The sequence below is a fragment of the Cellulomonas sp. T2.31MG-18 genome, from assembly GCF_964266755.1.
In the GTDB taxonomy this organism is placed as follows: Bacteria; Actinomycetota; Actinomycetes; order Actinomycetales; family Cellulomonadaceae; genus Cellulomonas.
The window spans coordinates 268,477-293,037 of sequence record NZ_CAXWGW010000003.1 but is presented as its reverse complement, the minus strand read 5'-3'; the positions used below and the strand labels follow the sequence as shown (position 1 = coordinate 293,037).

Here is a 24,561-nt window from a genome sequence, read left to right as displayed (position 1 = left end):
AGACTTCGTCCAGGACGACTGCGAGCAGCGTTGCTAGGTCCGTGAGGCGTAGAGGGCAGCGACGTCGGCGGGCGTCAGCGCCCGGTCCCACACGTGCACGGCGTCGATGGCGCCGGGCCAGAAGTCGGTCTTCCCACCTCCGGCGAAGGCTCGGCCGATCGCCAGCGGACCGCTGGACGGATCGCCCTGCGCCTGGTGGTTGACCGCCCCCTGCGCCTGCCCGTCGACGTAGAGGGTGTAGGTGCCCGCGTTCGCGTCGTGGACCCCGACCAGGTGGTACCACCGACCGACCACGGGCGCGGCGTCCGAGAGCGCACGGCCCTCCCCGGTGGAGAACGCGAGGCGCTGGTCCGCGGCCGAGTACTGCAGGAAGAACCCGCTGGTCGTGGTGCCGTCCTGGCTCACCGCGGTGGCGAAGTGACCCGTCGAGTCCAGCCGCGCCCAGGCGGCGGCGCTGAAGCTCCCGACGGTGTCGAGCACCGGACCGCTCGTCTGCCCGTACTGGCTGCTCCCGTCCAGCTGGATCGCCGAGCCGGACACCCCGCTGACCCACCCCGGCGCGCCGACGAGCGTCGCGTCGTGCCCGCCGGCGGTGTCGTGCGCGACGGTGCCGGAGCCCTCGTCGAGCGGCCACGACGCGACCGGGTCGGTCTGACCGGCGGGGAAGGCCGTGCGGACGCCCTGCCGGGCGTGCGTGCTCGACGCGACGTGCGCCGGACCGAGGTAGTCCGCGGTGGCGACGACAGCGGCGAGGGTGCCGCCCCGGTCGCCCGCCGGCGGGGTCAGGACGACGTGGACCGTGGCGGTGGCGCCGCCCTCGATCGCGGGGACCGGGTCCGGACGGGTCGTGGTCCACCCGGCCGGCACCGCCAGCGTGACCGCGACCTGCCGCAGGGCCTGCGCAGTCGTGTTCCGCAGCGTGATCGGCACGGTGGTCGGACCGTCGACCGGCACCGGGTTGCCCGCACCGATCCCGACGGACATCGCGTCGCTGGACGGGCTCCACGCCTGGAGCTCCGTGACGCCGACGTAGGCGCCGGGCCGGTTGGTGAGCAGCAGGCGGATCCGGCTGGTCGTCAGGGCCGGGAAGGTGATCTCGTTCAGCCCGTTGCCCACGGGCGCGGCCTGGTCACGCGTCTGACCCGGCACGTCGGCCCAGGAGGCGCCGTCCCAGTACTGCAGCTCGTACGCCGCCGCCGGCCGGACCCCGCCGCCGTCGTCGTAGCCGTACCAGCGCACGTCGCTGACGGGCGTCGGCACCCCGAGGTCCACGCCGTACCAGTCCTGGGCGTTGGGCGAGGCGTAGTTGGTCCAGCGCGTGTTCTCGGGGATCTCGTTGAACCACACCTTGCCGTCGATCGCGTTCCATGGGTCGTCGAAGCGCCAGGTGTAGGAGGCGATCGGCATCGGGTAGCCCGTGCGCAGCGGGTTCGTCGCGTCGTCGACCAGGCGGGGCGACGCGTCGGTCGGTCGTGCGCCGAGGGTGACGGCGCCGACCTCGACGCTCAGCGGCGCCAGGGTCGCAGACGTCGTCGACAGGGCGCCGTCGACGTAGACGCGCAGGCCGGCGCCCTGGTGGTAGTGGCTGCCGTCGCGGTCCCACAGCACGGTGACCTGGTGACCGTGGTACGGCACGTTCTCGACGAGGTAGTGGTCCCAGGTCGACGGCACCAGCGGACGGATGTCGAGGTGGCTGGTGGTGCTGGGACGCAGGCCGAGCAGCCCCGACAGCACCAGGTCGTCGTAGGTGGAGTGGTTGTAGTCCTCGCTGTGGTCGTACGCGTCGTAGATCCAGCTCGGCTGGTCCGGGTCGTGGGCCTCGGCGACGTACGGGACGCCGTTGCGCATCTGCGTCGCGGCGTAGGTGTGCAGCGCGGCGGCGTAGTCGGCGCTGGTGACGGTGCTCTGCGCCGGGTAGTCGTCCAGCAGGTTCGCCAGGCCGGTCAACGTCTGCGAGGTGGCGAACGGCCAGCTCGGTCCGTCCCACCGGCAGCAGCTCCCGGCCCGGTACATGAACAGCGGGCTGCGCCGCTCCGCCGTCGTCGGCCCGAACGCGCTGGCGAACCCCTGCGGGTCGAGCAGCTGCGCCCAGGCGCCGGAGTCCCTCGAGTCGGCCGCGTCGAACTGCCACGGCACGAACCCGATCTCCTCGCGGGTGTCGAGCAGCTGGTGACCGGGGTTGCCGTCGCGCGCCATCGCGTAGTAGAAGCCGCGCGACGGGTCCCAGAGCCAGCGCTGCATCGCGGCCTTCAGGTCGCTCGCCCGGGTCGCGTACTCGGCGGCGAGGGCGGTGTTCCCCGCGAGCTCGGCGATCTTGCTGATCGCGACCGCGTCGCCGTACTGGTACGCGTTGATCGTCGGCCGGTAGCCCGCGCCGCCGTGGTACGGGTCGCTCGACCGGTACGACGACGCCGAGAACTCCATCGCGTCCCACACCGGGACCGACCAGTACAGCCCCAAGGTCGGGTCGAGCTGCTCGTCCCAGCCGCGGTACTGGCGCACCAGCTCGGGCAGCATCGCGACGAGCGGCCGGAAGTCCCCGCTGACCTGTGCCTGCCCGTAGGCGGCGGAGGCCAGCCAGAAGCTGTACTCGTGCGCCCAGTCGGTCGTGTCCGCGTTGTCGGCGTCGGTCGCGGGCTTGGGTCCCGCGCCCGGTCCGGTGAGCCAGAACCGCACGTAGTCCTGGTCGTAGCTGGTGTCACGCAGCCAGCGGCCCTCGGTGATCTGGTGCCCGGCTGCGGCGTCGATCGCCTGGTAGGGGGCCGCGTACCCGCAGCAGTCGAGGAACTCGGTCGAGATCCACCCGTCCGTCGGGTTCGTGTACCGCAGGTGCTCCTTGAAGGTGCGCCAGCGGTAGTAGTAGACGGACTGGATCGTCGAGTCGGGCAGGTCGACGAAGGGGATGTTCGCCTCGTACCAGGACTGGTCGTTGAAGCCGGCGAGGTAGGACGCGTCGTCGAGGAAGTGCGTCCCGGTACCTGAGGCGGCCGCGGCGGAAGCGCCGGTCCGCGCGGCGGCCGCCCGGTCCCCAGCGGCTTGGGCACCGGGGGAGACGGCGACGGCCGCCACGCCCAGCGCGAGAGCGCAGAGCACGGCCTTGGTTCGCAGGAACGCCATGACCGGACCCCCGTCTGCGATGACGACGGCACCGGCTCCGGTGCCTGCGGACGGCAGCCAGTGAACAGCAGCTCATGACTTCGGTCAATACCGATCAGACTCGAAAGGTGAGCCAGCGGGTGGAGGTGCAGGGAGGCCGATGTATCGAGGCGGGCCGCAGCCGGTGCGCCGGAGGTTGCGCACGTCTGAACGCGCAAACGGTCCAGTATCGGCAGGATCGATCAAGCGGCCTTCGAACGGAGCTTGCTCCGACTACGGGGGAGCGTCCGCTGCCGTCGGCCGATCCGTCGCCTCGCTCAGCTGCCGCGGCGCACGAAACCCTCGCTCAGCCGGCCCCCGACGCCGTCGAGCACCGTGTCGCACAGGCGGACCAGTCCGCTCACGTCGCCGCTCGCCACGGCGGAACGGTGACCGGTGAGCAGCTGCTCGGCGAGCTCAGGGTCGTCCTCCCGCAGCCTGCGCAGCAGCCACTTGCCCGTGCCGAGCCAGGCCCCACGGGAGCCGAGCGCCAGCTCCGCGGCCATCACCAGCACCTGACCGGCCACGACGTCGCGCTCCCCGGCGTCGGTCGCGCCTGCGAGGTCGTCGAGCGCATCCGTCAGCGCGAACCGGCGGTGCTCCAGCAGCTGCGCGGTCCACACCGACGGCCCGGCAGCCAGGTGCCTGCGCGCCAGCTCCTGCAGCTGCGCAACCTCGGCCCCCGCCAGCGGCAGGCCGGTGGCCAGCATGTGGGCCAGCGTGCACCGGCCCTGCTCGCGCTCTCGTTCGAACCAGTACGCGACCGACTCGTCCGTGTGGACGAAGAGCTCGACCGGCACACCCTCCACGCGGATCGCCTCGCGCACGCGGTCGTCGGGGCCGGCCAGCACGACGATGTCCAGGTCACTGGTGGCGGTGGCACGCCCGGCTGCGACGCTCCCGGCCAGCACGGCCGCCCGAGCCCCCGGGAAGCGTTCGACGACGATCCGGCGAGCGAACGCGACGAGGTCCATGCGCCAATCCTGGGGGCAGACGCGGCGACCACGCCTGACCTGCTCGCTCGTCGGAGCGCCCAGCGCTCGAGGGGGGACGAGGGGTGCGGGTCACGACGGTCGAGCTCGAGCGCCCTACCGTTCGAGCCGCTCGACCCGGGCGCGGGCGCGCTCCGACGCCCGTCCGGCCGATCTCGAGGCGTTCGCGGCCTGGCGCAGCGCCTCTCGGGCTTCCGTGAGTCGTACGGCCAGCTCGTCGTTCTCGTCCTGCACGGCCTGGAGCTCGTGCCGCAGCCTCTCAGCACGCTCAGCGAGGGCCGCGCGCCGCTCGTCCAGCTCCTGCACGGCCCGATGCGCGCCGGCCGCCTCCTCAGCGGCGCGGCGGTCCAGCCGTTCGGCCTCAGCCAGGTCGGCGCGCGCCTCAGCGAGCTCCGCGTCGCGTCGCTCCTCTCGACGCCGGTGAGGCTCCTCCTCGCGCTCCATGCCGCTCCCGGCGCCGGTGTCAGGGCCCGTTCGCCGCGTGTGGGGCAGCGGTGCCGCCCCCACCACCGCCACGGCCCCGTCGACGTCGACGGGACCGAAGCCCGACGTCTCCAGCGACGTGGTCAGCACACCCGACCTGACGGCGGCGGCGGCCGCCGGGTCCGCCATGGCCGCATGCACGGTTGCCTGCACCTGGCCGAGCACCGAGTCGCTCAGGTGCTGGCCCTGAGCCTCGGCGAGGGCCCGTGCCTGCTGGCCGATCGCCGTGAGCAGCCGCCTGCGCTCCCGGTCGAGCTCGCGGAGCTGCTCACCGGCCAGCGTCTCCTGCGCCTCGCGCAGCGCAGCCCCCAGCTCGACCAGCTGCTCCACCAGGTCCCGCTCGTGCCGGACGAGCAGGTCGACGGCCCAGGCCGCCACGCTCGGCTTCGGCAGACGGGCGACCTGCGCCGCGACCGTCCGGTCACCCTCGCGGCGCAGCTCCTTGGCGCGCGCGTCGCGGGCAGCCGTGAACCGCTCCAGGGGCAGGCCGTAGAGCTCGACGGCGACCGCACCGGTGGTCGTCACGCGACCCGCTCCGCAGCGCTCACCGCGTCAGTGTGCCGACCCGGTCCGGTCCACGCGTCCCGGGCCGCACCGGCGGCCCTGCGGCGGCGCGCCGGTTCGCCGACCTACGGGCGCGCGGAGTGCGTCGGCCCCGGCTTGGCGTGCGCCTGCTGAGAGATCTGCCGGCCGTCCACCCCACCGTCGCGGGCGTCCGCGGCGACGCTCTGCCCGAACGCCGCGGCGGAGGGGAGGTCGCTCGGTCCCGGGTGGGCGGTGGCGTGCGGGTTGGCGTGCGCGTTCGGCGCGTGGGAGGCCGACGCGGACGCGCTGACCGACGGCACCGGCAGGGCCGCTGAGCCGGTGAACTGCTGTGCCACCGCGGGCGCCGCCGCGGCCGTGCCGACCGCCACCGCGGCGATCCCCACGCCGACCGCGGCCTTGCCGGCCACGCTCAACCCCGCGACCTTCGTCAGCAACGCGCCCGTCAAGGTGCCGCTCATGGTGCCCTCCGCAACCGTGGGGCTGCGCCGTCGCAGCGCCTCTCACCGGTGATATCGGTGCCGGGCCCGCGCACGGTCACGCGGTGCAGCGAAGTTCACTCCAGCGGCGCAACGGCCGACCCACCGCAGCCCGGTCCGCGCCGCCCGGCTGCCGGTCTGCCCGACTCGCGCAACTGCTCCGCTCCCGGACCAATCCACCGACCAGAGGGCGCCGAACCACTGCTGTCCGCAGTACCCGCACGTGTGGGCGGAGCGTTCCGCCCTGACAGGGAGTCATCATGCGCACGAGCCTCAAGCTGGCCTCCGCGGCGATCGGGGCGGCCGCCCTGCTGCCCCTCGGCGTCACCACGGCGATGGCCGCCGACGGCAGCGGCAACGCCAACCTGGCACCCGTCGCCCTCAACGGCGTCAACGGCAGCGGGACCGCCATGGTCACCGTGAAGGGTGACGTGGTGAGCGTCACGCTGGCCGCCAAGGGCGTGCTCGCCGACCAGCCGCACGCCGCCCACATCCACTTCGGCGCCGACGCTCGGCACGAGTGCCCCGCAGCGGCGGACGACGCGAACAAGGACGGGCACCTCACCACCACCGAGGGTGGCCCGGCCTACGGCCCGGTCGTCGTGTCGTTGACCAAGACCGGCGACACGAGCCCGTCGAGCGCCCTCGCGGTCGACCGGTTCGACACGGCGCCCGGCGGCAACCTGTCCTACCAGCGCGGCGACATCACCGTGGCACCCGAGGTGGCCACCGCGATCCTGGCCGGTCAGGCGGTCGTCGTCATCCACGGCGTGGACTACAACGGCGACGGCAAGTACGACGGCACCGCGATGTCGGACCTCGACCCGAAGCTGCCGGCCGAGGCGACGGACCCCGCGCTGTGCGGTGTGCTGAAGGCGGCCCCGGTCGGCGCCATGGCGACGGGTGGCGGTGGCGCGGCCGCTCGGCCGGAGCAGGGCCTGCTGCTCGCCGGCGGTGCGCTGCTCCTCGCGGGTCTCGGCACCGGGGCGTACGTCGTGCGTCGGGCACGCACGCAGGCGTGATGTCCTCGGTCCCCGCCCTCCACGGCCGCCGCGGCATGCTCGCCGCGGCGGCCGTGGGGCTGGCCCTCGCCGGCGTCCTGACCCTGGTCGTGGGGCTGCGCGCGCATGCCGGGCCTCCGGCGCCGCCGCTGAGCCGGGTGGCTGCGACGTCGGTGCCGAGGCCGACCGACCCCGTGACGGACGCGCCGACGGACCTCCAGGTGCGGCAGTCGCCCTCGGCAACCGCCGCGCCGGCCGCCGAGCCCGACCTCGGCCCGATCCTGCCGGCGTCGCTCCCCGTCACGCTCGACATCCCCAGCATCGGCGTGCACACGACGAACCTCGTCCCGCTGAGTGTCGGCGCGGACGGCGTGCTGCCGCCGCCGACGGACTACGCGACCGCCGGCTACTACACCGGGGGCCCGACCCCGGGCCAGCTGGGAGCAGCCGTCATCGCGGCCCATGTGGACGGCAAGAGCGGGCCGGCGGTGTTCTACCGGCTCGGCGAGCTCGCCCCCGGCGCCCTGGTCCACGTCGCCCGCCAGGACGGCACCGTCGCCACGTTCACGATCGACAGGATCGAGCGCTACCCCAAGGCACAGTTCCCCACGCAGCTCGTCTACGGCAGCGCCACGTCGCGGGCCGAGATCCGGCTCATCACGTGCGGCGGTGCCTACGACCGCACCACGGGGCACTACGTGGACAATGTCATCGCCTTCGGCCACCTGGACCCGTGACCGAACGAGCCACCCGGCAGCTCGCCGCGCCCGGCGCGCCCAGGTGCCCGACACTGACGCTCATGCCCACCGCGTCGAGAGGTGCGCCCGACGAGGCGGACGTCGCACCCACCGCCTCCGTCGACGACCTGCTCGAGCGCGCCGCCGGGGGCGACCAGCAGGCCTTCGCCCAGGTGTACGACGCGCTGTCGTCCGGCGTCTTCGGCACGTGCCTGGCGGTGCTGCGGGACCGCGACCACGCCGCGGAGGTGACGCAGGAGGTGATGCTCGAGCTGTGGCGCACGGCCCCACGGTTCGATCGCCGACGCGGTTCGGCCCGGACCTGGGCGCTGACGCTGGCGCACCGACGGGCCGTGGACAGGGTCCGTTCCGTCCAGGCGGAGCGCGCCCGTGACCAACGGGTGATGGACACGCACCTCGAGCGACCGTTCGACGTGGTGGCGGAGGAGGTCGAGGGCACCATGGACCGTGCTCGGGTGCGCCAGTGCCTGGGTGGGCTGACCCCCACCCAGCACGAGGCCGTGGTGCTGGCGTACTACGGCGGGCGCACCTACCGCGAGGTTGCCGACCAGCTCGCCACCCCGGTGGCCACGGTCAAGACCCGGATCCGCGACGGCCTCATCCGCCTGCGCGACTGCTTGGGAGTGGAGCGATGACGACCCCGGACCCGCCCGACGGCACGAGCGACCCGCGCGACCTGCTCGCGGCCTACGCGCTCGACGCGGTCGACGACCTCGACCGTCGCCGGGTCGAGGACCTCGTCGCCGCCGACCCCGACGCGGCGCGCGAGCTGGAGACGCTGCGCGCGACCGCGGCCGTGCTCGGCGCGGCCACGTGCGCAGCACCACCGCCGGAGCTGCGCCGTTCCGTCCTCGACCGGATCTCGGAGGAGGGGCAGGTCACCGCGCCGGCCCCCGTCGTGGGGGAGCGCGGCACACCGCGACGCCGCCCCCGCCGCACGTTCTGGGTGGCGGCCGCTGCCGCAGCCCTGGTCGCGGTGGCGGTGCCCAGCGTGCTCGCCTGGCGTCAGACCCAGGAGGTCCACCGCGTCCAGGCGCAGCAGCAGGAGGTCGTCGACCTGCTCGCCGACCCGCTCGCCCAGGTTCGCCGAGCGGACGTGCCCGGAGGTGGCACGGTCGTCGGCGTGCTGTCCCGGGACCGGGCCCTGTTCACGGCGTCCGGGCTCCAGGAGCCGGGGCCCGGCAAGGTCTACCAGCTGTGGGTCGTCCGAGACGGTGTCCCGGTCCCCGACGCGGTGATGGCCGCCGGCGCCCGCATCGTGCGCGCGACCCCGGACGACTACGTCGTCCTCACCCACCGCTACGCGGCTGGAGACTCCCTCGCGGTGACCGTCGAGCCGACCGGGGGCTCCCTCAAGCCCACCACGAACCCGATCGTGGTGCTCGCGCCGGTCTGACCCCGCCGGTTCGAGCGGCCGCCCGCCGCCTCCCCGGCGCGCCCGCCGCCTCGCCGGCACGCCGGACCGGGCCGCCCCATTGACAACCTGCACCTCGTCTGGAAACGTATCCGCCAGCCGACGGAAACGTTTCCGTCTCGATGGAGAGGACGGCAATGAGTCGACGCCCGACGTTGCACGAGGTGGCCAACCTCGCCGGCGCGTCGCTGGCCTCGACCTCGCGGGCCCTGAACGGCATGGGCGCCAGCCCGGAGATGATCGAGAAGGTGCGGGCGGCGGCCGAGCAGCTCGGCTACCACCCGGATGCAGCGGGACGCTCGCTCCGGATGGGCCGCACGTTCCAGGTCGGCTTCGCCGTCGCCGACATCGGCAACCCCGTCTACGTGGACATGATGAAGGCGATCCACGAGGTGGTCGGGCCGCAGGGCTACCACGTCGTGGTGGCGACGACGGGCAACGACGTCGCGTCCACCGCGGACGTGATCCGTTCGCTGGCATCGGGCGTCGTCGACGGTCTGGTCATCAGCCCGCTGCGCTCCGACGACACGCTGGCCGCGCAGATGGAGCAGGCTCCCGTGCCGGTTGTCGTCGTCGGCCGGGTGCACCAGGACACCACCCTCGACTCGGTGTGGGCGGACTCCGCGGCCGGTATCGGCATGGCGGTCGACCAGCTCGTCGGTGTGGGACGGCGGCGGCTGCTGTTCCTCAACGGTCCGTTGGGGACCACCCCGGCCTCTCGCCGCCTGCAGGGTTTCGAGGACGCGCTGGCTCGCCATGACCTGACGGCGGCGGGGATGGTGGTCGCGGACGACTTCACCGTCGACGCGGGCACACGGGCGGTCGACGGTCTGCTCGACGACCCCGCTGCCGAACGTCCCGACGCCATCGTGGCGGCGAACGACCTCCTGGCGATCGGCTGCATCCAGGCGCTGCGCCGGCGGAACGTCCGCGTGCCCGACGACGTCGCGGTCACCGGCATGGACGACACGGAGATCGCAGCCGTGTTCTCGCCCAGCCTGACCAGCGTCGCCCTCGGGTCGAGGGAGCGTGGCCGGGCAGCCGCCGAGCTGCTGCTGTGCCGCATCGCGGGCGAGAGCGGGCCGGCGCAACGCGTGCACGTGGCCCCTCGGCTGGTGGTCCGCGAGTCCTCGGGCGGCCCGGTGTGAGCACGCTCACCGTCGGCGCGTCCGTCGACCGTCCCGTACGCCGACGGTCCGGGGCGGGCCGACGCCGGCAGAGCCGGGAGACGGCCGTGCTCGTCGCGCCGTCGGTCCTGCTCATCGTCGTGCTGTCGGTCGCCCCGCTGCTGGCCGGCGTCGCTCTTGCGTTCACCGACGCCAGGCTCGTGCACAACCCGCACTACTCGTTCGTCGGCGCGGCCAACTTCACCAAGCTCGCCGACAACACGATGTTCTGGTCGTCCTTCCGCATCGGCATCGTCTGGGCCGTCTCCGTCACGGTCCTGCAGCTGGTCGCCGCCATGGGTCTCGCGCTCCTGCTGAACGCCGACCTGCGGCTGCGGGGCCTGGCGCGCGTCCTGGCGCTGGTCCCGTGGGCGATGCCGCCCGTGGTCGTCTCGATCATGTGGCGGATGATCTACTCGCCCAACGCGGGACCGCTCAACGCGGTGCTCAGGGCCGTCGGGCTGCCGGGGGACACGAACTGGCTCGGCTCGTTCACCACCGCCCTGCCGGCGGTCATCGCGGTCGGTGTCTGGGTGGGGATGCCGCAGACCACCGTGACCCTGCTCGCCGGGCTGCAGCAGGTGCCGGTGGAGACCTACGAGGCCGCCGCGATCGACGGTGCCGGGGCGTGGCGGCGCTTCACGGCGGTCACGATGCCGAGCCTGCGCCCCATCGTCACGTCCATCACGTCGTTGAACTTCATCTGGAACTTCAACTCGTTCAGCCTGGTGTACGTCCTCACCGAGGGCGGCCCAGGCGGCAAGACGATGCTGCCGATGCTGTTCACCTACATCGAGGCTTTCCAGAACCGGAACATCGGCTACGCCGCCGCGATGGGCGTGGTGCTCGTCGTGGTGGTCGTCGCCCTCCTGGGCCTGTACCTGTGGTCCCAGCTGCGCAACGAGGACAAGCCGTGAGGGCGCGGGCACTCGTCCGGCCTGCGCAGTACGTCGCGCTGGCCTGCTACATCGCCTTCCTCGGGTTCCCGCTGCTCTGGCTCGTCTCGTCGTCCGTCAAGTCGTCGGGGGAGCTGAACTCCCTCACCGTCTCGTTGCTGCCGACGCGGGGCTGGGCCTGGGGCAACTACGCGGACGCGTTGGCACGGCAGGGCCTGATCCGGTCGGCGGGCAACTCGGCGGTGGTCGCCCTTGCGTCGACGGTGCTGGTGGTCCTGATCGGGATGCCCGCGGCCTACGCGCTGGCGCGGGTCCGTGGGGCGCTGCGCGCGGTCGGGACGGGCTGGATCCTGGTCAGCCAGGTCTTCCCGGTGATCCTGATCATCCTGCCGCTGTTCCTGGTCCTCCGGACGGTGGCCCTGACCGACTCGCTCGTCGGGCTGACCCTGGTGCACACCACGTACACGCTCCCGTTCGGGCTGTGGATGCTGCAGGGCTACGTGACGGCGATCCCACGCGACCTCGAGGAGGCCGGCGCGATCGACGGGGCCGGCCGGTTCACCGTGCTGCGGCACATCGTGCTGCCCCTGCTGATGCCCGGCGTCGCCGCGACGGCGATGTTCGCCTTCGTCTCCTCGTGGAACGAGTTCTTCTTCGCCCTCGTCCTGCTGCAGTCGCCGGCGCACTACACGCTGCCCATCGCGCTGAGCATGTTCGTCGGCGGCGAGGGCAAGGTCGCCCTCGGCCCCCTGGCGGCCGGCTCCGTGCTCGCCGCGATCCCCAGCATCGTCTTCTTCGTCCTGCTCCAGCGCCGCCTGGTGGGCGGGCTGATGTCCGGAGCCGTCAAGGGATAGGCCCGCGGCCCCCACTCGACAGGGCGTCGCAGCGCGCGACGCCGACCAACAGAAGGGAACGTCGATGAAGACAGTTCACCGCATGCCCCTCATCGCTGCCGCGGTGGCCGTGGTAGCCCTCGCCGGTTGTTCCAGCGGCGGCGGCAGCGCCACCGCGACCGGCTCCGGCACCTCCTCCGCCGCGGCGGCCGCACCGGTCACGCTCACGTTCCAGTCGCTCTCGGACCAGCCCGCCACCATCGCGGCGACCAAGAAGATCGTCGACAGCTGGAACGCCGCCAACCCGGACATCCAGGTCAACGTGGTCCAGGCGAGCTGGGACTCCGTCAACGACAAGCTGACCACGCAGTTCGCCGGGGGGACGGCGCCGGACATCATCCACGACGACGCCGCCTCGATCGTGTCCTTCGCCGCCGACGGCTACCTGGCGGACCTGACCGGCCAGATGTCGCAGGCCAAGAAGGACGACATCGGCAAGGGGCTGCTCGCCTCGGTGACGGTGGACGGGAAGGTCGTCGCCTACCCGACGGAGGTGCAGTCGTACATGGTGTTCGCCAACAAGACCCTCCTGGACCAGGCGGGCGTGACGATCCCCACCGGCGACTCGATGACGTGGGACCAGTTCCGGCAGATCGCGAAGGCCACCACCAAGAACGGGGTCGCGGGGGTCGGCTGGGGTCTGAAGAGCCCCGTGGCGACGTTCATGACCCTCGGCCTCGGGTCCGGCGGCACGTACTTCGACGGCACCGGCACCAAGGCGACGATCCACGTCGGGGACAACGAGCTGGCGCTGCCCAAGCTGGTGCACCAGATGGCGTACGACGACAAGTCGATCCTGCCGGTCACCCTGACCCAGTCCGGCTCCGAGGCCCTCGCCGCCTTCTACGGTGGCAAGGTGGCCATGACGGTCCAGGGCTCGTACCTGGCCGCCAGCATGGCCAAGGACGCGCCCTCCGGGTTCAGCTGGGTGGTCCTGCCGCCTCTGGCCGGCCCCCAAGGTGCGGCGCAGGCCGCGGACCCGCAGACGCTGTCCGTCAGCGCCGACTCCAAGCACGCCGCCCAGGCCGTCAAGTTCCTCGAGTACTTCACCTCCAGCGACAACCTGGAGGCCGTCAACGAGGCCGACGCGCTGATCCCGGCGACCACCTCGGCGCAGAAGGCGATGGCGACCAAGCTGGGCTCCCAGAACGGCTGGGACCAGATCCTCAAGAGCGGCAAGGACTTCCAGTCGGCACCGTTCCTGTTCGTGAACAAGTACTCCCAGTGGAAGAGCACGGTGGCGACGCCGGCGTTCCAGAAGTACCTGGCCAACCAGATCGACGACGCGGGCCTGACCGACGCGCTGACCAACGGCTGGAAGCAGCTGGGCTGAGGTGTCACCGGGGCGGCCGTGCCTGGTGGCCGCCCCGGTCCGAGCAGGGGGATCGTCGTGCGAGGAGGACGGGTGGACGGGCTGCAGGACCGCGTGACCGCGGTCATCACGGGGTCGGCCGTGGCCGACGCGCTCGGTGGGGCGACGGAGGGCTGGACGCCGCAGCAGATCGAGGAGCGCTACGGTGGCCGCGTCCGGGGCATCGTCGGGCCGTTCCACGAGAACTGGCGGGACGCGCGGCCGATCGCGCCGTACCACAAGGGCGACGGGCACGTGACCGACGACACCCTCATGACCAGGGCACTCGTGGAGGTGTACGCACGCAGGCGGGACCACCTCGACGCGTACGCGGTCGCCGAGGAGCTGGTCCCGCTGATGATCGGCGAACCCCGGTGGGTGCCGGAGCTGCAGGACACCGCCCTGCTGGTGCAGCGGGTGTTCCTCGCCGAGAAGTGGCTCGTGGCACGCCTGCACTACGGGCACGTCGACCCCCGGGAGGCGGGCGCGGGGAACATCGTCAACTGCGGCGCCGCGATGTTCATCGCCCCGGTCGGGCTGGCCAACCCCGGGGAGCCGGAGGCCGCCTACGCCGAGGCGATCGACGTCGCCGGGGCTCACCAGTCCAGCTACGGACGTGAGGCGGCCGGCGTCCTCGCAGCCGCGGTCGCGGCATCGGTGGCGCCCGACGCCACCGTCGACACCGTCCTGCAGGCCGCCCGCCGGCTCGCCCACGACGGCACCGCTGCGGCGATCGACGCGGTCCTCGACGCGGTCGCGGCCGTGCCGCCGCCGACGGACGACGACGACGAACGGGACCTGGCGCAGCGCGTGCGGGCGGCCGTCGCGCCTTTCGACACCGTCGGCGAGGACTACCGGGCACCGACGATGGACGCGCGACGACCCTCACGGACCAAGTCGATCGAAGAGCTTCCCGTCGCACTGGCGCTGCTCGCCGCGCACCGAGGGCAGTACCGCGCAGCGGTGCTGGCGGCCGTCAACTACGGCCGCGACGCCGACTCGATCGCGTCCATGGCCGGCGCGCTCGCCGCCGGCCTGGGCGGTAGCCCGGCCGTGCCGACCGAGTGGCTGGACCAGGTCGAGCAGGCCAGCCGGATCGACGTGCGGGCGACCGGTCGGCTCATGGCCGACGTCGTGACGGACCTGGTCGGTGTCGATGCCCGTCGAGCGTCCCAGCGTGCCGCGCGGCTGTCCGCGTTGGTGGAGCAGGCGGCGGGGGCGCGCCCGTGAGACTGACCTGGGCACAACCCGAGGACCTCCTCGCCCACGAGCTCGTCCAGTCGCGGGCCGAGGGCAAGGACGTGTCCGACGTGCGCGACCGCTGGGTGGCGGCCGGAGGCGACCCGAGCCCCTCCGTGTCCGGGGCTTCCGACGACCGGTCCACGCAGCGGTTGCGCTCGCTCGCCGGCGTCCTGCTCGACGAGCTGGACGCGACGCCCGCGGCCCTGGACCCGTCGCAGCCCGACGAGTGGGCCGACCTCGCAGAGATCCTGGGCCCGGTCGCCGACGAGCAGGCGGGCACCGACCTCGACGCCCGGCTGGCGGGAGCCTGGACGGGCCGGGCCGCCGGGTGCGTGCTCGGCAAGCCGGTGGAGAAGATCCCGCGGCAGGGCATCGAGGCGATCCTCCGGTCCACCGGCCGCTGGCCGCTGGACAGGTACTTCACGGCGGCGGGTCTGCCGGACGACGTGGCGGCTCGTTGGCCCTGGAACCGGCGCAGCGCGCCGACCAGCCTGGAGGAGAACATCGCCGGGGCGCCGGAGGACGACGACCTCAACTTCCCGATGCTGGCGCTGCTGCTCCTCGAGCAGCACGGCTCCGCCTTCACGACCGACGACGTGGCACAGCTGTGGCTCGACCACCTTCCCGCCGGACGCGTGTTCACCGCGGAGCGGGCGGCCTACCGCAACCTCCTCGAGGCGTACCCGGTGCCCGAGACGGCCCGACGGCGCAACCCGTTCCGGGAGTGGATCGGTGCGCTGATCCGCGCCGACGTGTACGGCTGGACGAGCCCGGGACGACCGCTGCACGCCGCCGAGCTCGCCTGGCGCGACGCCCGGCTCAGCCACACGCGCAACGGCCTGTACGGCGCGATGTGGGCGGCGGCGCTCGCGTCCGCCTCCATGGTGGCCGACTCGGTGGGGTCCGTCCTGGACACCGCCTCCCGCGTCGTCCCGCCGGCGAGCGCGCTGGCGGAGGCGATCGACCTCGGTCGCCGGGCCGGCCGTGACCCGGGCACGCTCGCCGAGGGGCTCGACCGGCTGCACGTTCGTTACGACCGGCTGCACTGGGTGCACGTGCTGCCCAACGCCGCGACCATCGCGTTCGCGCTCGAGCGCGGCCGGGGGCGCTTCGGCGACAGCGTCTGCGCCGCGGTGACCGCGGGGTGGGACACCGACTCCGTCGGGGCGACCGTCGGCGGCGTCATCGGTGCCCTGGTCGGCGTGCAGGGGATCGGTGAGCGGTGGACGGCGCCGATCGACGGGCGGATCGCGACGTCGTTGCCCGGGGGCGAGCAGCGGATCGAGGACCTCGTCGCCCGGACCGCGCGGCTCGCCGAGGACGCCGGGAGCGGTCGATGAGCGGACGGGTCGTGGTGGTCGGCTCGGCGAACGTCGACCTCGTGGTCGACGTGGCACGGCACCCGTCGCCGGGGGAGACCGTGCTGGGTGGGGACCTGCGGCGCAGCCCCGGGGGCAAGGGCGCCAACCAGGCGGTCGCCGCCGCCCGCGCGGGAGGCGCGACGACCTCGTTCGTCGGCGCGCTCGGTCACGACGACGCGGCCGAGCTCCTGCTCGAGTCGCTGCGGGCCGCGGGCGTGAGCACCGATACGGTCGAGCGGGTCGACGTACCGACCGGCACGGCCCTGATCACCGTCACGCCGGACGGGGAGAACACGATCGTCGTCGCGCCCGGCGCGAACGCCCGCGTCACGGTGACCTCCGCCGCCACCGCTGCCGTTGGGGAGGCGGACGTGATCCTGGCCCAGCTGGAGATCCCGCTCGAGGCGGTCCTCTCGGCGGCCGCGGCGCGCCGGCCCGGGTGCCTGCTGATCGTCAACGCGGCACCGTCGCGTCCGTTGCCCGACCAGCTGTGGGCGGCGATCGACGTGCTGGTGGTCAACGAGCACGAGGCCGTCGACCTCGGCCGGCACGACGGCGACGTCGACACCGCCGTGGAGCTCCTGCTCGCGAAGGTGCCGACGGTCGTGGTCACGATGGGCGAGCGCGGCGCGCTCGTTGCGCGACGCGGCACCTCGGTGGTGCGCGTGCCCTCGATCGAGGTCGAGCCCGTCGACGCCACAGGTGCGGGCGACACCTTCTGCGGCGTCCTGGCCGCGCGCCTCGCCGACGGTGACGACGTCGTCGCCGCGGCCCGGGCGGCCACGCTGGCCGGAGCCCTGGCCGTGACCCGCCGCGGTGCGCAGCCGGGAGTGCCGGCGGCGGCCGAGGTCGACGCGACCCTGGCGGCACTCGCATGAGCGACACCCTCGACCCGCTGGTCCCGCGACCGATCGACCTGCCGACCGTCGTCGACCTGCACGGACCGCTCACCGCGGAGCTGGTCGACCGGATGGACGACGCCAAGATCTTCGCCGCGCCCGACCGGGAGGACGAGGTCCAGGCGTGGCGGGCCCGCCTGACCGAGTGGCGTGCGGCGTCGCGTGCCCGGATCGGCTACGACGGGCGGATCTACGACCAGCCGGACGCCGCGTGGGCGGCCCGCTGCCACGCGGTCGCCCAGGTGTGGCTGTGGGACGAGCTGCTCTACGACGCCGAGCGGGCCACGTTCACCCCTGACCGGTTCCTCGCCGACGCGCGGGAGCGGTTCGGTGGGCTCGACGCCGTCGTGCTGTGGCACGCCTACCCGGTGATCGGCGTCGACGAGCGCAACCAGTGGGACTGGTACCGCGACGTCCCCGGCCTGCGGACCCTGGTGAACCAGCTGCACGACGCCGGCATGCGCGTCTTCGTGGACTACAACCCGTGGGACGTCGGGACGCGTCGGGCCGGTGATGACGTCGACGAGCTCGCCTCGCTGGTCGCCGACCTGGACGCCGACGGCGTGTTCCTGGACACCCTCCGGAAGGCCGAACCCGAGCTGGTGGCGGCGCTGCGCGCCGTGCGACCCGGGATCGTGCTGGAGGGCGAGTCGAAGCTGGCGGTGGAGCGGATCGGTGACCACGCGACGTCGTGGGCCCAGTTCTTCGCCGACTCGGCCGTGCCCGGGGTGCTGCGCGCGCACTGGTTCGAACGGCGCCACATGCAGCACCACACGCGCCGCTGGCACCGGGACCACGCCGAGGAGCTGCAGTCGGCCTGGTTCAACGGCGTCGGGGTGATGGTCTGGGAGGTCGTGTTCGGCGTCTGGGTGGGATGGAACCCGCGCGACGCCGCCACCGCTCGCCGGATGCTCACGGTGCAGCGCGCGGCGGACGACCTCCTGCTGCGCGGCGACTGGACCCCGCTGGCGCCGCTCGCGCCGCAGCTCCCGGGCGTGCACGCCTCGCGGTTCGCCCTCGACGGCGTCGAGCTGTGGGCGCTGGTCAACCGGAGCGGGAGCGACGTCACCGGGGCAGTGCTGCCCGCCGGGACCGTCGGCACGGTCGTGGACCTCACCGCCGCTCCGGACCAGGACCAGACGGCCGGCGGTGAGCACGTGCACGTGCCGGCCCAGGGCATCGCCGCGGTCCTGGTCCTTCGGCCGGGCGCACCGGAGCCGTCATGGCTACCGGACCTGCGCGCGGCGATGCGAGGGCTCGAGCACGTGCGCGACGCCGGGTTCCGCCACCGCGTCGCCGTCCGGGTCGGGACGACGGCGCCACGGGTCACGGACCGCGCGGCGATCGAGGGGGAGACGGTGGTGGTCCCGGCAGGCCCGTGGGCACTGACCGTCCGGTACCGGGCGCGGGAGACGGGGATGTACCAGGGCGCGCCGTACGTCGACGAGTGGAAGCCGCTGCCACCCCGCCTGCACGACCCGCGGACCCTGCAGCGGGACGGCGTCCAGACCGCACCCGTCGCGGTGGGTGCCGACGAGGTGAGCAACGGGCAGTTCGCCCAGTTCCTCGAGGCGACCGGCTACCGGCCGGCCACGCCGAACCGGTTCCTGCTCCACTGGTCCGACGGTCGGCCCGTCCCCGGCCATGAGGACGATCCGGTGGTGCACGTCGACCTGGCCGACGCGCGTGCCTACTGCGCGTGGCGAGGCGGTCGGTTGCCGACGGAGGACGAGTGGCAGCTCGCGGCGCAGACCGGCCGGCTGCGGCGGCGGGCGCCCTTCGTGTGGAACTGGACGGACAGCGAGCACACGGACGGGCGTACCCGGTTCGCGATGCTGAAGGGCGGCTCGGAACACCTCGCGCACGGCTCCGACTGGTACTTCGACGGGGGACCGCAGCCGCCGGAGCTCACGGCGAAGCTCCTGCTGCCCGGCCTGGGCCTGGCCCGGAGCCGGTGGATCGGCTTTCGTTGTGCCTGGGTGATCGAGGAGGAGCGACCATGAGCGCGCCGCACGACCGTCCGAGGGGACCGTTGTCGGACCTGCGCGTGGTCGACGCCTCCACCTTGTTCGCCGGCCCCATGGCGGCCATGCACCTGGGTGACATGGGTGCCGAGGTGGTCAAGGTCGAGCATCCGCGCAAGCCGGACCCGTCCCGCGGCCACGGGGTCGCCAAGGACGGCGTCAACCTCTGGTGGAAGACCCTGGGCCGTAACAAGGCGACGGTCACCGCGGACCTGTCCCGGCCCGGCGGCCGTGAGGTCTTCCTCGCCCTGGCCCGCACCTCGGACGTCGTCATCGAGAACTTCCGACCCGGCACGCTCGAACGCTGGGACCTCGGGTACGACGTGCTCTCGGCGGCGAACCCACGCCTCGTCCTCGCGAGGGTGACCGGCTTCGGCCAGGTAGGCCCCTACCGCAACCGGCCCGGCTTCGGCACGCTGGCGGAGGCGATGTCCGGTTTCGCCGCGCTGACCGGCGAGCCCGACGGACCGCCGACACTCCCGCCGTTCGGCCTGGCCGACGGCATCGCGTCGTTGGCCTGCGCCTACGCCGTCATGGTGGCCCTGCACGACCGCGAACGGACGGGCCGTGGCCAGCAGGTCGACCTGGCGATCATCGAGCCCATCCTGGCGATGCTCGGTCCGCAGATCACCCGCTGGGACCAGCTCGGAACGGTCCAGGCGCGCACCGGCAACCGGTCGTCCAACAACGCGCCACGCAACACCTACCGGACGGCGGACGGTCGTTGGGTGGCGGTCTCCACGTCGGCGCAGTCCGTCGCGGAGCGGGTGGTGCGGCTGGTCGGCCACCCGGAGCTCGCAGCGCAGCCGTGGTTCGCGTCGGGCGCGTCCCGCGCGGAGCACGCGGGCGAGCTGGACGCGGTGGTCGGACGCTGGATCGGGCAGCGGACCCGTGACGAGGTCGCCGCGGCCTTCGAGGCGGCCGATGCCGCGGTCGCACCGATCTACGACGCGCACGACATCGTCGACGACCCCCAGTTCGGCGCCCTCGGCACGATCCACGAGATCGACGACCCGGAGCTGGGAAGGATGAAGATGCAGGGCCCGCTGTTCCGGCTGTCGGACGCGGACGCCGTGATCGCCCACACCGGACGGCCGCACGGCGCGGACACCGATGCGGTGCTCCGCGACCTCGGCTTCACCGACGGGCGCATCGCCGAGCTGCGTTCGGACGGCGCGATATGACCGGCGTCGTGGTGACGCTCCTCTACGCGCCTGCCGATCGGCCGGACCTCGTCACCAAGGCGCTGCGCTCGGCTGCCGACGTCGTCGTGCTCGACCTGGAGGACGCCGTCGCGCCGGCCCACAAGGCAGCCGCGCGGGACACGGTGCGGGAGGCGGTGGCGAGCGCCGACCGTTCGATCCAGGTACGTGTGAACGCGCCGGGCACGCCGTGGTACGAGGGCGACATCGAGCTGCTGGGCTCGCTGCGGGCCGACCTCGGGGTGCGACTGCCCAAGATCGAGGTCCCCGAGCAGGTGGCCGACGCGGCCCGCCGCCTGCCAGCCCGACCCTTGCACCTGCTCGTCGAGACCGCGCTCGGCGTCGAACGCGCCTTCGACGTGGCACGCGCCGACCCAGCGGTGGCCTCGCTCGGCCTGGGCGAGGCAGACCTGCGCTCTGACCTGCGCTGCACCTCCGACGAGGGTCTTGCCCTCGCCCGCGCACGCGTCGTGCTGGCTGCGCGCGCCGCCGGTCTGCCGTCCCCCGCCATGTCGGTGTACCCGCACGTCCGCGACCTCGAAGGCCTGCATGAGTCGTGCACGGCGGGCCGGCGGCTCGGCTTCTGCGGTCGGGCGGCGATCCACCCCGCGCAGCTCGACGTGATCCGGAGCGCCTTCGCCCCGACGCCGGAGGAGGTCGCGCAGGCGCAGCGGGTGGTCGACCGGATCGGGACCGCGACGGCCGCCGGCGTCGGCGCGCTGGTCCTGGCGGACGGCACGTTCCTCGACGTCGCGATGGTCGAGCAGGCCAGGTTCGTGCTCGCGCTGGCGACCGCGACCGCGCACGAGTAGCGCTCCACGGATGAGCGGACGAAGCTGGGCGGCCATGCCGCGGAGCGTCTGGGCCCGTTCCCGGCGGGGGCGGCGACATCCGCCCCTGGGCTACGCGACCGGGCGCCGTCGGGCGGCGAACGTGGCGCGGTAGTCCTGGGGCGGTACGCCGACCGCCGCTCGGAAGTGGTGCCGCAGCAGCGAACCTGAACCGAAGCCGCATGCGCGAGCCACCGCCTCGACGTCCTGGTCCGTCTCCTCGAGCAGCTCCCGAGCCCGCTGGACGCGTTGGGCGGTCAGCCACCGCGCCGGCGTGGTGCCCGTCTGCGCCACGAAGCGCCGGGCGAACGTTCGGGGAGACGCCAGGGCGCGCGCCGCCAGGGACGCGACGCTGTGCGGCTCGGCGAGGTTGGCCTCGGCCCACGCCAGCACGTCGCGGAGCGCGTCGTCGTCGCACTCCGGGACGGGAGCCACGATGTACTGGCGTTGTCCGCCGTCACGTTGGGGCGGGACCACCATGCGGCGCGCGATCGTGTTGGCGACGCCGGCGCCGAGCTCCTGGCGCACCACGTGCAGGCACGCGTCGATACCGGCCGCTGTGCCGGCGCTGGTCACCACCTGGCCGTCGTCCACGTAGAGCACGTCCGGGTCCACGTCGACCGTCGGGTACCGCTCGGCGAGCTCTCGGGCGTACCTCCAGTGCGTGGTGGCGCGCCGACCGTCGAGGACGCCGGCCGCGGCGAGCACGAACACCCCCGAGCAGACGGACAGCAGACGGGTGCCGCGCGCATGCGCGGCTCGGACCGTCCGGAGCGCCCTCTCGTCGTAGTGGCCGATCGTGGCGGCCGGGATCGTCAGCAGGTCGACGTCCTCGAGCTCGGCCAGGCTGTGGGTGACCTCCACCCGCACGCCGACCGCAGCGTCGACGCGGGGCCGGGCGGCGGCGATCCGCAGGTCGAACGACGGAACTCCGTCGTCGGTGCGGTCGATGCCGAACACCTCGCAGACCACCCCGAACTCGAACATCGCCAGTCCGTCGACCAGCAGCACACCAACGGTACGGAGCATCCGGCGATGCTATCCGTGCTGGCAGGATGTTGCGGAACACTGACGTTTCTGCCACTGTCGCGGACCTGGCCCTGCGACCACGGTGGAGACATGTCACTCCTCCCCGTCCTCCTGTTCCTGGCTCTCCTCGTGGCGCCGCTCGTCGCCCTCGTCCGCGGGCCCGGCTGGCCGACGGCCGGCCCGAGCCACCCCGATTCCGACCGGCTGCACACGGAGCGGCTCGCCGTGCAGGCGCGATGGGGCGAGGCTCACGATGGCGACCGCAGTCCGGCCCGATCGTCGAAGGGCCGTGCGGGAAGCCAGCGCGCGGCACGTCCCTCGGCGCACGGCCGGACGACTCGCCTCGGGCGCCCGCTCAGGCGCCGATCGGCCTGACGCGTCCTGGGCAGCCGCGGCGCCGAACCTCCGACCACGTCGGTCCTACCGACGCCCGGCGGCGAGGTCAGCCTGCCTCCGGGACCGCCGGCCTCGAGCCGCCTTCCACGGCGAACCGCTGCACGAGGGCCGCGGTGATCTCGAGATGGCGCAGCAGGAAGGCGCTCTCGTCGAGCCGCTTGCGCCGCAGCCAGCCCGTGACCTCGTCGTTGCACTTGCTGGCGTTGCACGAGCGGCATGCCGGCGCGATGTTGTCCAGCGTGTAGCGGCCGCCACGAGACAGGGGGAGCACGCAGTCGCGCTGCAGCGGCGTCCCGACCGCTCCGCAGTAGGCGCAGCCGCCCCAGGCAGCCTGGATCGCCACCCACTGGGCGTCGGTCAGGTCGTGCTCGACGCTGTCCATCCGCCGCTTGCGCCGGCGAGCCGCTCTGGCCTTCCGGGTGCGCGCGACCGCCATGCGGGCAAACGTAGGCGCCCGCGGCTCGCGTCACTGCGCGACACGGGCGCAGGGACGGGCGACGATGGCAGACCGGTGCGCCACCTCGGCCAGGTGGCCGGCCACGACGGGACGTGGCCTGGAGGGAGACGATGTGCCGCTCGACGGGGTGACGCGAGACTTCTTCGCCCGGCCGGTCCTGCAGGTCGCACGCGAGCTCCTCGGCTGCACCGTCTCGCACGCGGGCGTCACGGTCCGTCTGACCGAGGTGGAGGCGTACGACGGGTCCAACGACCCCGGGTCGCACGCCTTCAGAGGCGTGACCGCGCGCACGCGCGTGATGTTCGGCGAGCCCGGGCACCTGTACGTCTACTTCACCTACGGGATGCACTGGTGCGCCAACCTCGTGTGCGGTCCGTCAGGCGTCGCCAGCGGTGTGCTGATGCGGGCGGGTGAGGTGGTCGACGGGCTCGACCTCGCCCGTTCACGCAGGGCCGGCGTCCGCGACCGGGACCTGGCCAGGGGGCCTGCGCGGCTGGCGAAGACCCTGGCGCTCGGCCGCGACGACAACGGTGTCGACGTCTGCTCGCCCGGCAGCGCCTTCGTGGTGCGGGCGCCGTTCCGTGATCCGCCGACCGGCTCGTCCGGCGCCCGCGTGAGGACGGGCCCTCGCGTGGGTATCAGCGGGCTCGGCGGTGACGCCGCGGCGTACCCCTGGCGATTCTGGCTCGAGGGCGAAGCGACCGTGTCGGTCTACCGGGAGGGTGCGGTCAGACGGCCACGGGCTGTCGACCAGCCGACCGGTCGGTAGGGCCGTCCACCGTTCGCGCTGTCGAGGAGCTCGGGGATGACAGAGATCTGGACGATCGGGCACTGGACGTGCCCGGAGCAGACGTTCGTCGCCAGGCTCGCCGCCAACGGCATCGACCTGCTCGCGGACGTCCGCGCTTACCCCGGCTCGCGGACCAGCCCGCAGTTCAGCCGCGATCTCATGCCGGGGTGGCTGGCGCAGGCGTCCGTCGGCTACGTGCACCTCGAGAAGCTCGGTGGCCGTCGTGCCAAGCAGGACGTCGACCGCCGCATCAACGCGGGCTGGCAGAACGCCAGCTTCAAGAACTACGCCGACTACACGCTGCTGCCGGCGTACCAGGAGGGGATCGACGAGCTGCTGCAGCTGGCCACCGAGCGCCGCGTCGCCGTCATGTGTGCCGAGCCGATGCCGTGGCGCTGCCATCGACTGCTCATCTCGAACACCCTGACGGCCCGCGGCTGGACCGTGCGGCACATCGTCGGCGACTCCGAGCGGCGGGTGCACCGGCTCGGACAGTGGGGCGCGACGCCGGTGGTCGGCGCCGACGGTCGCCTGACGTACCCCGGTCCGATGCGTGACGAGGCGAGCGGGGGACCCGGGACCGGGTGACGATGCCACCCGCGTCGAGTCTGTGCGATGCTTAGCGATATATCGTCGAGTATCGCGATCGAGAGGAGTCGGACCATGTACCACCACAGCGGCAAGGCAGCCTTCGGTCCCGACCTGGGCAGCTTCGCCCGCAACATCGCCGGCTTCGGCATGGGCGGACCCGGCCCGCGCTTCCCGTACCCCGGGCGCGCACGGCGCGGGGACATCCGCACCGCGGTGCTGCGGGTGCTGGCGGACGAGCCGATGCACGGCTACCAGATCATCCAGGAGCTGTCCGCACGCAGCGGCGGCACCTGGAACCCGAGCGCGGGCTCGGTGTACCCCACCTTGCAGCTGCTCGCGGACGAGGGACTGGTCGTCGCCGCGGAGAGCGGTGGCAAGCGGGTCTTCTCGCTCACCGACGCCGGCCGGGCGGCCGTTGCCGACCTGACCGACGAGCCGGCGCCGTGGGACGTGGCGGCCGCCCACTCCGACGTCACCGGCTACGCCGCGCTGCGGGAGGCCGGGATGCGCCTGGCCGCGGCGGTGGTGCAGATCGGCAAGTCCGGCGACAAGACTCAGATCATGTCGACCATCGAGATCCTCAACGGCGCGCGGAAGCAGGTCTACACGCTGCTCGCCCAGGACTGAGA

23 protein-coding genes are annotated in these 24,561 nt (G+C 73.3%); 17 read left to right on the top strand and 6 right to left on the bottom strand.

Annotated elements, in window-relative coordinates; all coding sequences use genetic code 11:
* Positions 1–33 precede the first annotated feature (33 nt).
* From ACFQTY_RS13515 to ACFQTY_RS13500, 4 genes are all read right to left on the bottom strand, one after another.
* On the bottom strand, positions 34–3,117 hold the full coding sequence (locus ACFQTY_RS13515; protein WP_378101238.1) for a LamG-like jellyroll fold domain-containing protein: 3,084 nt from the start codon (positions 3,115–3,117) through the stop codon (positions 34–36).
* Between the two features lie 296 nt (positions 3,118–3,413).
* Entirely contained in the window at positions 3,414–4,109 is a 696-nt protein-coding gene (locus ACFQTY_RS13510; protein WP_378101235.1) for a nucleotidyltransferase domain-containing protein, read from the bottom strand.
* Between the two features lie 114 nt (positions 4,110–4,223).
* The gene (locus ACFQTY_RS13505) at positions 4,224–5,135 is read right to left on the bottom strand and encodes a hypothetical protein (protein ID WP_378101232.1); all 912 of its coding nucleotides are present in this window, start codon (positions 5,133–5,135) and stop codon (positions 4,224–4,226) included.
* Positions 5,136–5,239: 104 nt separating this feature from the next.
* Complete coding sequence (locus ACFQTY_RS13500) at positions 5,240–5,614, bottom strand: hypothetical protein (RefSeq protein WP_337972709.1); 375 nt, start codon at positions 5,612–5,614, stop codon at positions 5,240–5,242.
* Between the two features lie 278 nt (positions 5,615–5,892).
* On the opposite strand from ACFQTY_RS13500, the gene ACFQTY_RS13495 reads away from it, so the two are divergent.
* From ACFQTY_RS13495 to ACFQTY_RS13430, 14 genes are all read left to right on the top strand, one after another.
* On the top strand, positions 5,893–6,654 hold the full coding sequence (locus ACFQTY_RS13495) for a CHRD domain-containing protein (protein ID WP_378101229.1): 762 nt from the start codon (positions 5,893–5,895) through the stop codon (positions 6,652–6,654).
* Complete coding sequence (locus ACFQTY_RS13490) at positions 6,654–7,370, top strand: class F sortase (protein ID WP_378101226.1); 717 nt, start codon at positions 6,654–6,656, stop codon at positions 7,368–7,370. The genes ACFQTY_RS13495 and ACFQTY_RS13490 overlap by 1 nt, the downstream gene beginning before the upstream one ends.
* A gap of 62 nt (positions 7,371–7,432) precedes the next feature.
* A complete protein-coding gene (gene sigK, locus ACFQTY_RS13485) occupies positions 7,433–8,026 on the top strand; it encodes an ECF RNA polymerase sigma factor SigK (RefSeq protein WP_378101224.1) in 594 nt (197 codons plus the stop codon).
* Entirely contained in the window at positions 8,023–8,787 is a 765-nt protein-coding gene (locus tag ACFQTY_RS13480) for an anti-sigma factor domain-containing protein (RefSeq protein ID WP_378101221.1), read from the top strand. Before sigK ends, ACFQTY_RS13480 begins: the two co-directional genes overlap by 4 nt.
* 155 nt (positions 8,788–8,942) lie before the next feature.
* A complete protein-coding gene (locus ACFQTY_RS13475) occupies positions 8,943–9,953 on the top strand; it encodes a LacI family DNA-binding transcriptional regulator (protein ID WP_378101218.1) in 1,011 nt (336 codons plus the stop codon).
* Positions 9,950–10,888 carry a carbohydrate ABC transporter permease gene (locus ACFQTY_RS13470; RefSeq protein ID WP_378101215.1) on the top strand — a complete coding sequence of 313 codons (939 nt, stop codon included), beginning with the start codon at positions 9,950–9,952 and terminating at the stop codon, positions 10,886–10,888. Before ACFQTY_RS13475 ends, ACFQTY_RS13470 begins: the two co-directional genes overlap by 4 nt.
* Entirely contained in the window at positions 10,885–11,721 is an 837-nt protein-coding gene (locus ACFQTY_RS13465) for a carbohydrate ABC transporter permease (RefSeq protein WP_337972716.1), read from the top strand. The genes ACFQTY_RS13470 and ACFQTY_RS13465 overlap by 4 nt, the downstream gene beginning before the upstream one ends.
* Before the next feature lie 82 nt (positions 11,722–11,803).
* A complete protein-coding gene (locus ACFQTY_RS13460; RefSeq protein ID WP_378101211.1) occupies positions 11,804–13,093 on the top strand; it encodes an ABC transporter substrate-binding protein in 1,290 nt (429 codons plus the stop codon).
* Between the two features lie 72 nt (positions 13,094–13,165).
* Positions 13,166–14,341 carry an ADP-ribosylglycohydrolase family protein gene (locus ACFQTY_RS13455; RefSeq protein ID WP_378101208.1) on the top strand — a complete coding sequence of 392 codons (1,176 nt, stop codon included), beginning with the start codon at positions 13,166–13,168 and terminating at the stop codon, positions 14,339–14,341.
* Positions 14,338–15,693 (top strand): ADP-ribosylglycohydrolase family protein, encoded by a 1,356-nt coding sequence (locus tag ACFQTY_RS13450; protein ID WP_378101205.1) that lies wholly within the window; start codon positions 14,338–14,340, stop codon positions 15,691–15,693. Before ACFQTY_RS13455 ends, ACFQTY_RS13450 begins: the two co-directional genes overlap by 4 nt.
* Complete coding sequence (locus ACFQTY_RS13445) at positions 15,690–16,592, top strand: ribokinase (RefSeq protein WP_378101202.1); 903 nt, start codon at positions 15,690–15,692, stop codon at positions 16,590–16,592. Before ACFQTY_RS13450 ends, ACFQTY_RS13445 begins: the two co-directional genes overlap by 4 nt.
* Positions 16,589–18,616 (top strand): SUMF1/EgtB/PvdO family nonheme iron enzyme, encoded by a 2,028-nt coding sequence (locus ACFQTY_RS13440; protein ID WP_378101199.1) that lies wholly within the window; start codon positions 16,589–16,591, stop codon positions 18,614–18,616. The genes ACFQTY_RS13445 and ACFQTY_RS13440 overlap by 4 nt, the downstream gene beginning before the upstream one ends.
* Positions 18,613–19,821, top strand: coding sequence for a CaiB/BaiF CoA transferase family protein (locus ACFQTY_RS13435; RefSeq protein ID WP_378101196.1), 1,209 nt, complete (start codon positions 18,613–18,615; stop codon positions 19,819–19,821). Before ACFQTY_RS13440 ends, ACFQTY_RS13435 begins: the two co-directional genes overlap by 4 nt.
* Positions 19,818–20,651: an HpcH/HpaI aldolase/citrate lyase family protein gene (locus tag ACFQTY_RS13430; RefSeq protein ID WP_378101193.1), complete on the top strand. Its 834-nt coding sequence runs from the start codon at positions 19,818–19,820 to the stop codon at positions 20,649–20,651. Before ACFQTY_RS13435 ends, ACFQTY_RS13430 begins: the two co-directional genes overlap by 4 nt.
* Positions 20,652–20,741: 90 nt before the next feature.
* Here ACFQTY_RS13430 and ACFQTY_RS13425 read toward each other — a convergent pair whose 3' ends face one another.
* Positions 20,742–21,698 (bottom strand): helix-turn-helix domain-containing protein, encoded by a 957-nt coding sequence (locus ACFQTY_RS13425; RefSeq protein ID WP_378101190.1) that lies wholly within the window; start codon positions 21,696–21,698, stop codon positions 20,742–20,744.
* Positions 21,699–22,140: 442 nt separating this feature from the next.
* Positions 22,141–22,530, bottom strand: coding sequence for an HNH endonuclease (locus tag ACFQTY_RS13420; protein ID WP_378101187.1), 390 nt, complete (start codon positions 22,528–22,530; stop codon positions 22,141–22,143).
* Positions 22,531–22,663: 133 nt separating this feature from the next.
* On the opposite strand from ACFQTY_RS13420, the gene ACFQTY_RS13415 reads away from it, so the two are divergent.
* The 3 genes from ACFQTY_RS13415 to ACFQTY_RS13405 all read left to right on the top strand — a co-directional run bounded on the left by ACFQTY_RS13415 (position 22,664) and on the right by ACFQTY_RS13405 (position 24,559).
* Positions 22,664–23,320, top strand: coding sequence for a DNA-3-methyladenine glycosylase (locus ACFQTY_RS13415; RefSeq protein WP_378101184.1), 657 nt, complete (start codon positions 22,664–22,666; stop codon positions 23,318–23,320).
* Between the two features lie 36 nt (positions 23,321–23,356).
* A complete protein-coding gene (locus ACFQTY_RS13410) occupies positions 23,357–23,929 on the top strand; it encodes a DUF488 family protein (protein WP_378101181.1) in 573 nt (190 codons plus the stop codon).
* Between the two features lie 75 nt (positions 23,930–24,004).
* Positions 24,005–24,559 carry a PadR family transcriptional regulator gene (locus tag ACFQTY_RS13405; RefSeq protein ID WP_378101178.1) on the top strand — a complete coding sequence of 185 codons (555 nt, stop codon included), beginning with the start codon at positions 24,005–24,007 and terminating at the stop codon, positions 24,557–24,559.
* Positions 24,560–24,561 lie beyond the last annotated feature (2 nt).